This is a genomic window from Bradyrhizobium canariense (assembly GCF_018130465.1).
In the GTDB taxonomy this organism is placed as follows: Bacteria; Pseudomonadota; Alphaproteobacteria; order Rhizobiales; family Xanthobacteraceae; genus Bradyrhizobium; species Bradyrhizobium canariense_C.
The window spans coordinates 171302-179035 of sequence record NZ_JAFCKJ010000017.1 but is presented as its reverse complement, the minus strand read 5'-3'; the positions used below and the strand labels follow the sequence as shown (position 1 = coordinate 179035).

Annotated in this window: 7 protein-coding genes and 1 pseudogene; 6 read left to right on the top strand and 2 right to left on the bottom strand. The window is 64.9% G+C overall.

Features of this window, described 5'->3' with window-relative positions; all coding sequences use genetic code 11:
• From JQ591_RS35535 to JQ591_RS32125, 5 genes and pseudogenes are all read left to right on the top strand, one after another.
• Nucleotides 1-104: pseudogene (locus tag JQ591_RS35535) on the top strand (chemotaxis protein CheW); the annotation flags it as partial.
• A gap of 31 nt (nt 105-135) precedes the next feature.
• Nucleotides 136-522: a response regulator gene (locus tag JQ591_RS32140; RefSeq protein WP_027568377.1), complete on the top strand. Its 387-nt coding sequence runs from the start codon at nt 136-138 to the stop codon at nt 520-522.
• 57 nt (nt 523-579) lie between these two features.
• Nucleotides 580-1461 (top strand): CheR family methyltransferase, encoded by an 882-nt coding sequence (locus JQ591_RS32135; RefSeq protein WP_211399976.1) that lies wholly within the window; start codon nt 580-582, stop codon nt 1459-1461.
• A 2-nt stretch (nt 1462-1463) separates the two neighbouring features.
• Nucleotides 1464-1778, top strand: coding sequence for a PilZ domain-containing protein (locus tag JQ591_RS32130; RefSeq protein WP_211399975.1), 315 nt, complete (start codon nt 1464-1466; stop codon nt 1776-1778).
• A gap of 140 nt (nt 1779-1918) precedes the next feature.
• Entirely contained in the window at nt 1919-2422 is a 504-nt protein-coding gene (locus tag JQ591_RS32125) for a response regulator (protein ID WP_211399974.1), read from the top strand.
• Nucleotides 2423-2476: 54 nt separating this feature from the next.
• On the opposite strand, the gene JQ591_RS32120 is transcribed toward JQ591_RS32125, so the two are convergent.
• The gene (locus JQ591_RS32120; protein WP_211399973.1) at nt 2477-2767 is read right to left on the bottom strand and encodes a hypothetical protein; all 291 of its coding nucleotides are present in this window, start codon (nt 2765-2767) and stop codon (nt 2477-2479) included.
• Nucleotides 2768-2917: 150 nt separating this feature from the next.
• On the opposite strand from JQ591_RS32120, the gene JQ591_RS32115 reads away from it, so the two are divergent.
• A complete protein-coding gene (locus JQ591_RS32115) occupies nt 2918-3553 on the top strand; it encodes a response regulator transcription factor (RefSeq protein WP_106946755.1) in 636 nt (211 codons plus the stop codon).
• A 174-nt stretch (nt 3554-3727) separates the two neighbouring features.
• On the opposite strand, the gene JQ591_RS32110 is transcribed toward JQ591_RS32115, so the two are convergent.
• Nucleotides 3728-7729, bottom strand: a complete 4002-nt coding sequence (locus JQ591_RS32110; protein WP_349630423.1) for a PAS domain S-box protein — start codon at nt 7727-7729, stop codon at nt 3728-3730.
• Nucleotides 7730-7734: the final 5 nt, after the last annotated feature.

The window sequence follows — 7734 nt, the reverse complement described above, 5'->3', positions numbered from 1 at the left end:
CCAAGCTTGCCGGCGGTGTCCACCGTCTCGACGGCCAGCTCATGGTCGTCCTCGACGTCGACCGCGTCCTCGAGCTCAAAACCGAAGTGCAGATGGCTGCGTGAGCCCCAAAAACATCGAAGCCGGAGAACCAAAATGAAGACGTGTTTGGTGGTCGATGATTCCAGCGTCGTGCGCAAGATTGCACGCCGGATCCTGGAAGGCCTGGAATTCGAAGTCACAGAGGCCGAGGACGGCTCCAAAGCGCTCGAGGTCTGCCAGCGCAAGCTGCCCGATGCGGTGCTGCTGGACTGGAACATGCCGGTGATGGACGGCTTCGAGTTCATGGGTCACATGCGCCGCCTGCCAGGCGGCGACCAGCCCAAGGTCGTGTTCTGCACCACCGAAAACAACGTGGCTCATATCGCTCAGGCGCTCAGCGGCGGCGCCAACGAGTACATCATGAAGCCCTTCGACAAAGACATTATCGCCGACAAATTCGCCGAAGTCGGCTTGATCCCGGTCGGACAAGCGATGGTCTGAGTGTCTGGCGGAGTGTTCCAGCCAGAGTGTTCCAGTACAGCTTCCGAGAGGCCATCCGTGACCCCGACCGAGTATGAGTATCTGCGCAAGTTCCTGAGGGATCATTCCGGGCTCGATCTGTCCGCAGACAAGCAATATCTGATTGAAAGCCGGCTGTTGCCGCTGGCGCGCAAGGCCGGGCTCTCCGGCATCGGCGAGCTCGTGCAGAAGCTGCAAGGTGCTGGCTCGGCCGCGCTCGTCACCAGCGTGGTCGAGGCGATGACCACCAACGAGACCTTCTTCTTCCGAGACAAGGTCCCGTTCGATCATTTCCGCGACACCATCATGCCGGAGATCATCAAGGCCCGCGCCGGCCGCCGCAGCGTGCGCATCTGGTGCGCCGCCGGCTCGACCGGGCAGGAGCCCTATTCGCTGGCGATGAGCCTGAAGGAGATGGGTGCGGCCCTGACCGGATGGCGCGTCGAGATCATCGCGACCGACCTGTCGCAGGAAGTGCTCGAGAAGGCCAAGGCCGGCATCTACAGCCAGTTCGAAGTGCAGCGCGGCCTGCCGATCCAGATGCTGATGAAATATTTCAAGCAGACCGGCGAGACCTGGCAGATCAATCCCGAGCTGCGGGCGATGATCCAGCACCGGCAGCTCAATTTGCTGCACGATTTCGCCCAGCTCGGCACCTTCGACGTCATCTTCTGCCGCAACGTGCTGATCTATTTCGACCAGGACACCAAGATCAACATCTTCAACCGCCTGGCGCGCCAGATCGAGGGAGACGGCTTCCTGGTGCTGGGCGCGGCCGAAACGGTGGTCGGGCTAACCGACACGTTCAGGCCGATTCCGGAGCGGCGCGGCCTCTACAAGCCGAACGACCCGCGTGCCGCAGCCGCCAAGCCGGCTCTCGCCGGCGCAGCGCCGCGCATGGCGATCATGGCAGGACGATAGGCATGGCCGAGGATGGCAAGGGCGCGGAACGCGTGACGTTCAGTCGCGGCTATGATGTCTGCATCATGGCGATCGACGGCACATGGCGCCGCGACTGCAAGCTCAACGCGATCTCCGACACCGACGCCATCCTCACGGTGGAAGGCTCGATTCAGGGCCTGAACCTGAAGGAATTCTTCCTGCTGTTGTCGTCCACCGGCCTCGCCTACCGCCGCTGCGAGCTGGTGCGCGTCAACGGTGCCGAAATGGACATCCAGTTCCTGCGCGGCAAGAACCGGAAGAAGCGCGCGTCCGGTGGCCGTGACGAGGCGGCGTGATCTTCACGTGCGTCGCGTCGCCGTTTGCTGGACGTTGGTTCATATTTGCTGAAACTTCCGACTGAATTTGCCGTCGCGGCTTTACGTCGCCTAAGCGCGAGCCGTGTATCCATTGCCGGTCTCAATCTCAGGATACGGCAATGCCCAGAAGCTCTCTCTCCCCCCTTCCGTCAAACCTGCCCGATGGCACCGAGCGGCGCGCACTTCAGCTCCTGGTGGTCGATGACGACGCCACGCAGCGCAGCCTGATCACGGTCGCGGCCAGGCAGGCCGGCCACGAAGTCACCGTGGCGCCGTCGGTGGCGGAAGCGATCCAAGCGCTCCGCGCCGCGCGCTTCGACTGCGTGACGCTCGATCTCGTGCTGGAGGATGGCGACGGCATCGACGTGCTGGGCGAGATGGCGAAGGCGAAATTCGGTGGCGCCGTGATCATCATCAGCGGCATGGACGGCAAGCGCCGCAGCGCCGCCCGCAGCTTCGCCCGTTCCGTCGGGATCGAGCTCCAGAGCCTGCCCAAGCCGCTGGATCTGGCGGCGTTGCGTATCAGCCTCGCCAATCTCGGCAAGACCGCAATGGGCCTCCCGGCGATCCACACCTGGGGTGGTGTCGCCACCGACGCGATCGTGGAGCGGCACCGCGCCTGAGCCGCGGGCCTGCCATGCGATGAAATGCGGCCACCGCGCCGCAGCGATCGCGATCTACTCCGTGCTGCCGGCTTCCGACAGGCATTCCAGGGCGTGGCCAAGGCCCGCCCGGCAGGCGTCGAGAGCGGCGAGCGCCGTGGCATACCGGGGTGTGACGTCGTCGAGTACGAAGACGTCGGCGGAACCTTCCGGATCGCTCCCGTGTTCTCGATCCATGGCTGTGGCGATCCGGCGCATGCTGGTCTCGATCTGCGAGATCTGCATGCGAAGGTCAGCCGCAATCAGCTCACGGCTCTCGACTTCGGGCATTGCGACCAGGGGCGGCGTACCGGCCAAATTTAGCATGGATATTCTCCGTCCTCTGCAATTAGGCGCCTCGCCGCTACTTGTGCGTTAAGTCCGTGTCCCGTACAAATACGGTGGGCCGAATCCGCGCCGAACGTCATAACAGTTGGCGCGGACGCGAGTCCTTCATGCCAACCGGATGTGTGGCACATGGCCGAACAAAGCTCTCGCGGTGAAATCTTCGTGGTCGACGACGACGCTGCCGTTCGCGACACCTTGTCGATGGTGTTGAAGGCGGCGGGCTATGAGGTGATCTGTTTTGCGGACGGCGCAGCATTGCTCTCCGTCGCGCGAAGCCGCACACCTGCAGCGGTCCTGCTCGACGTGCACATTCCCGGCAAGTCGGGCCTCGACATTCTCAAGGAGCTGCACGGCGAAGACTATCCGGCACCGATCTTCATGATCTCCGGACAGGGCGATATCGCGATGGCGGTGGGGGCCATCAAGAGCGGCGCGCTCGACTTCATCGAGAAGCCGTTCCGCGGCAGCGAGATCGTCGGCCGGCTCGACGAGGCGATCGGCGCCTATGCACGCAGGCAGTCGGAGAACGCAGCGCCGAAGTTCGGCTCGCTGCATTTCCCGGGACGCGAGCCGTTGACGCGCAGGGAGCGCGAGGTGCTCGAGCAGTTCGCCGCCGGCGCCTCCAACAAGGAGGCGGGCCGCACGCTCGGCATCAGCCCGCGCACCATCGAGGATCACCGCGCCAACATCATGAAGAAGCTCGGTGCGCGCAATGCCGCCGATCTGATCCGGATCGTGATGACCGCGGCCCAGCGCGCGTCGTAAGGCTGGCTCCGCTTTCGTGCCCAAGACGCAACGCATCCCAAGACGCAGCGCATCATGCAATGATGCGCTGCCGAGCCGGGGCCATCTCTCCGATCTCATGGCTGACGTTCTGGGTCCCGGCTCTGCACGGCAGCGTTGCAGGCTGCAGTGCGTCCCGGACACGAGATCTGCATATCACCCGTCCAGCGCCTTGCGGGTGATCCGCGCCAGGTCCGATTTGCGATAGGGCTTCGCCAGCAGCAGAACGCCCGAATCCAGCCGGCCGTGATGGATGATCGCGTTCTCGGTATAGCCGGACGTGTAGAGCACCCTGAGATCGGGACGCGTCCTCTGGAGTTCGTCGGCGAGCTGCCGTCCGTTCATCTTGCCGGGCATGATGACGTCGGTGAACAGGAGGTCGAACGATTTTCCGGCGGCGACGATTGCGAGCGCCTCCGCGGCGTTCGCAGCCTGCAAGGTGACGTAACCGAGCGAATGTAGCTGCGCCAGCACGTAGTCGCGCACCAGCCGGTCGTCCTCGACCACCAGGATCGTCTCGTGCCCGCCCTCGATGGTCGCCGGCGTCACGCCCTCGCCGACCACCGCCGGCGTCTTGCCGGGCGGCAGGTACATCTTGATCGTGGTGCCGTGGCCTTCCTCGCTGTAGATCTTGATATGGCCCGCGGACTGCTTGATGAAGCCGTAGACCATCGAAAGCCCGAGTCCGGTGCCCTTGCCCGGTCCCTTCGAGGTGAAGAAGGGGTCGAACACCCTTGGCAGCATGTTGGCGGGAATTCCGCTGCCGGTGTCGCTCACGGCGATCAGCACGTAGTGTCCCGGCGGGACGTCGTTGACGCTGGCATAGACCTCGTCGAGATAGGCAGCGCCCGTTTCCACGATCAGCTTGCCGCCGCCGGGCATGGCGTCGCGGGCATTGAGCGCGAGGTTGAGCATCGCGGTGGTGAGCTGGCTCGGATCGACGATCGCGACGCAGTTCTCGTCCTCGAACACCGATTCGATATGGATCTGCTCGCCCAGCGTCGGCCGCAATAGTTTCGCGGTGTCGATGATCAGCGCGTTGATGTCGATCTCGCGCGGCTGGAGCGGCTGCTTGCGCGCAAACGCCAGCAGATGCTGCGTCAGCTCGGCGCCACGCCCGGCGGCCTCGTCGATCATCTTGGTGATCGCCGCGAGCTCCGGTTCCTTGGCCACCGCGTCGGCCAGGATCTCGATCGTTCCGGTGATGACGGTGAGGATGTTGTTGAAGTCGTGCGCCACGCCGCCGGTGAGCTGGCCGACCGCCTCCATCTTCTCGGCATGGCGGATGCGCTCCTCGGCCGCGATCTTGTCGGTAAGGTCGCGATAGAACACGTTGAACAGCAGGCCCTCGCGGCGCTTCAGTGCGGTGACGCTCAGCTCGGCCTTGAATTCCTTGCCGTCGCGGCGGCGGCACATGAGCTCGCGGCGGCGGTTCAGCGTCCTGCCGTCCTCGTTTTCCAGGAAATGCTTCAGGCCCGTCCTGACCCTTTCGCGTTCGCTCTCGGCAACGATCAGCTCAATCGTGCTCTTGCCGAGCACCTCGTCGCGGTGCCAGCCGAAGAGTTGTTCGGCCTGCGAATTCCAGTTCAGGATGCCGCCCGTCTCGTCGGTCTGGACGAAGGCGTCGAGTGAGGTCTCGACGATGTTGCGGGCGAGCCGTTCGCTCTCGCGCAGGGATTCCTGCGCGAGCCGGGCCTCCGTCATGTCACGCCCGACAAAGAAGAAGCGCTTGGCCTCGGCGGACCAGCTGCCGAGCCAGGACAGCCAGACCTCGTGGCCGTTCCTGTGGAAGCAGCGGGTGTCGGCGAGCCTGGGACGTTCGCCGCGCCGCAGCGCGCGCATCTCGTCGCGCGACTGGTCGAGATGGGCGGGATGAATGAAATCGACGCCGCTGCGGCCGATCATCTGCTCCGGCCGGTAGCCGAGAATGGCCTCGCTGCTCGGACTGATCTGCACGATGTGGCCGCGTGCGTCCATCACCATGATCAGATCCTGCGAGGTCTCGAAGAGCTGTCGCCGTTCCTCGAGCTGCTGCTGCAGCGCCCGCTCGGCCCGCCGCGCCTCGGTGAGGCTGTGCGCGGTGCCGGAGGCGCCCACGATCTCGCCCGACGGGCCCCTGATCGGCGACAGGCTGAGTGAGATTTCGACCGGCGTGCCATCCTTGCGTAGGCGCACCGTCTCGAAGCGTTCGATCGGTTCACCTCCGGCGATCCGCTGCAAAAAGTCCTTGCCTTGCGCGCGTCGGTCGGGCGGGACGATGATCGAGGTGGATTTCCCGATCGCCTCATTCGCCGAATAGCCGTAGAGGCGCTCGGCGGCAGCATTCCAGCCGGTGATGATGGCGTCGAGCGATTGCATCACGATCGCGTCGTCGGAGGACTCGACGGCGGCGCTGAACAGGCGCTCGCGCGCTTCATGATGGCTTCGCGCGGCCTCGGTGCGGCGATGCTCTTCGATCTCGCGTTCAAGAGCGGCCGTCTTCGCTCGCGTTTCCTCGACCATTTGGGCGAATGCCCGCGCCAGCACGCCTGTCTCGCCGCTCGCATCGACGGGAATGTCGGCGCGCCGTCCGCTGCCGATCGCCTCCACCGCGGCGGTCAGACGCCCAATCGGCCGCGTCAATGAGCGCGCCAGCAGCACCGCAAGTAAAGCTGCGGCAAGGACGGCAAGCAGGCCGACCAGCGTGGAGGTCTTTTGAATCGCCGCCGGAACGCGGCTGAACACGGTTGGGGGGACCGTCTCGATGATTGCCAGCCACTCCTTGCCGGCAAGCAGCGCCGGTGCGATCGCCGCTCCACTCGGCCGGCCCGACCGGTCGCTCAGAAGCTGCGTGGATCCTTGCGGCAGGCCGGCCCGGGCTGCAAAGAAAGGAAAGTCACGGCGCCAATCGTTGGCGTTGCCATGCAATGCACCGAATTCCCGCGCGCGATCGGGATGGACGAGATAGTCACCACGCGAATTCACGACATAGATCTCTCCCCCTGCGCTCGCGGTCGAGCGGACGCGGTCGAGCGCCGGACGCATGTCGATATTGGCGATGACGATGCCGAACGGCTTGCCGTCCGGCGTGAACAGCGGCGTCGCGACCCGCAACGTCGGAATGTGAGGGTCCGTGGTTCCTCCCTGCCGGGTGGCGAGATCGACGGGCGAAACATAGATGTCGCCCGGCGCCAAGCGAATCGTCTCCTGGAAGTAGGTTCGTTCGCTCTTGCTCTCGAGTTCGCCGTTGGGGACAATCCGTGCTGCTCCGTTCGGGCCGGCGCGATCGACGCGGACCAGTTCGCGCTGGTCGTCGTCAAGGCCGATGATTCGAAATTGCCCGTAGCTCGGTTTCGCGTCGATCTCGGCTGCGAGCCGCGCTGCGATGCGCTCGCGCCAGGTTTGCTCCGAAACGCCGTCGAGAGCGTCGATGCCTCCGCCGATATGGGCGCGGATCAGGCCATTGATGGCTGCGGCGGAGCGATAACCGAGCAGATCGCCGCGAGCGCCGGCAACGTAGGATTCAAGATGGGTGGCCAGCAGGCTCGACTGGGCTTCGATCCGTTCCAGGACCCGCGGAATGACGGCCTGGGTGATGTTGCGATAGCCGAGCCAGCCGACTGCGGCCACGGTGACCGCCACCAGCAGGATCATCGCGATGGCGAGCCGCGTGGCGAGCGTCATGGGGATATTTGCACCGCTTCCCGAATGGCCGCGCCCGTGCTCGCTTGGAACAGAATGAAGGTCTTTGTCATCGGCGGCCGGTGCTGACATTCGGATTCCCCACCGATGTCGTCCGCGCCGCGTCCAGGCAGCCATCGACCGCGGCGAGCAGTGCGTCGGCCCGGAACGGCTTCTGCAAGCTCGCCACCGCGCCGAGCTTGGTCGCCATCTTGAGGAAATCCGGCTCTGCATAGGCGTCGGCGTGAGCGAGCGGCCGGAAATGACGACGATCGGAATCGCCGGCTGCAGCGCCCGGATGTGGCGCATCGTCTCCAGACCGTCCATGCCGGGCATGAAGATGTCGAGAAACAGCAGGTCGAACTGGCTGGCCTCGAACAGCGCAAGCCCCTTGCGGCCGTCTCCGGCGACGGTGACGTGATGACCGGTCCGCTCCAGGAGCAGCCGGATCGTCATCTGCACGGCCGGGTCGTCATCCACGATCAGGATGTTGGCCACGTCTG

Excerpts from the sequence above, each read along its gene's own strand:
- JQ591_RS32140 (WP_027568377.1), top strand. The coding sequence starts at position 136 with ATGAAGACGTGTTTGGTGGTCGATGATTCCAGCGTCGTGCGCAAGATT.
- JQ591_RS32130 (WP_211399975.1), top strand. The coding sequence starts at position 1,464 with ATGGCCGAGGATGGCAAGGGCGCGGAACGCGTGACGTTCAGTCGCGGC.
- JQ591_RS32125 (WP_211399974.1), top strand. The coding sequence starts at position 1,919 with ATGCCCAGAAGCTCTCTCTCCCCCCTTCCGTCAAACCTGCCCGATGGC.
- JQ591_RS32120 (WP_211399973.1), bottom strand. The coding sequence starts at position 2,767 with ATGCTAAATTTGGCCGGTACGCCGCCCCTGGTCGCAATGCCCGAAGTC.
- JQ591_RS32115 (WP_106946755.1), top strand. The coding sequence starts at position 2,918 with ATGGCCGAACAAAGCTCTCGCGGTGAAATCTTCGTGGTCGACGACGAC.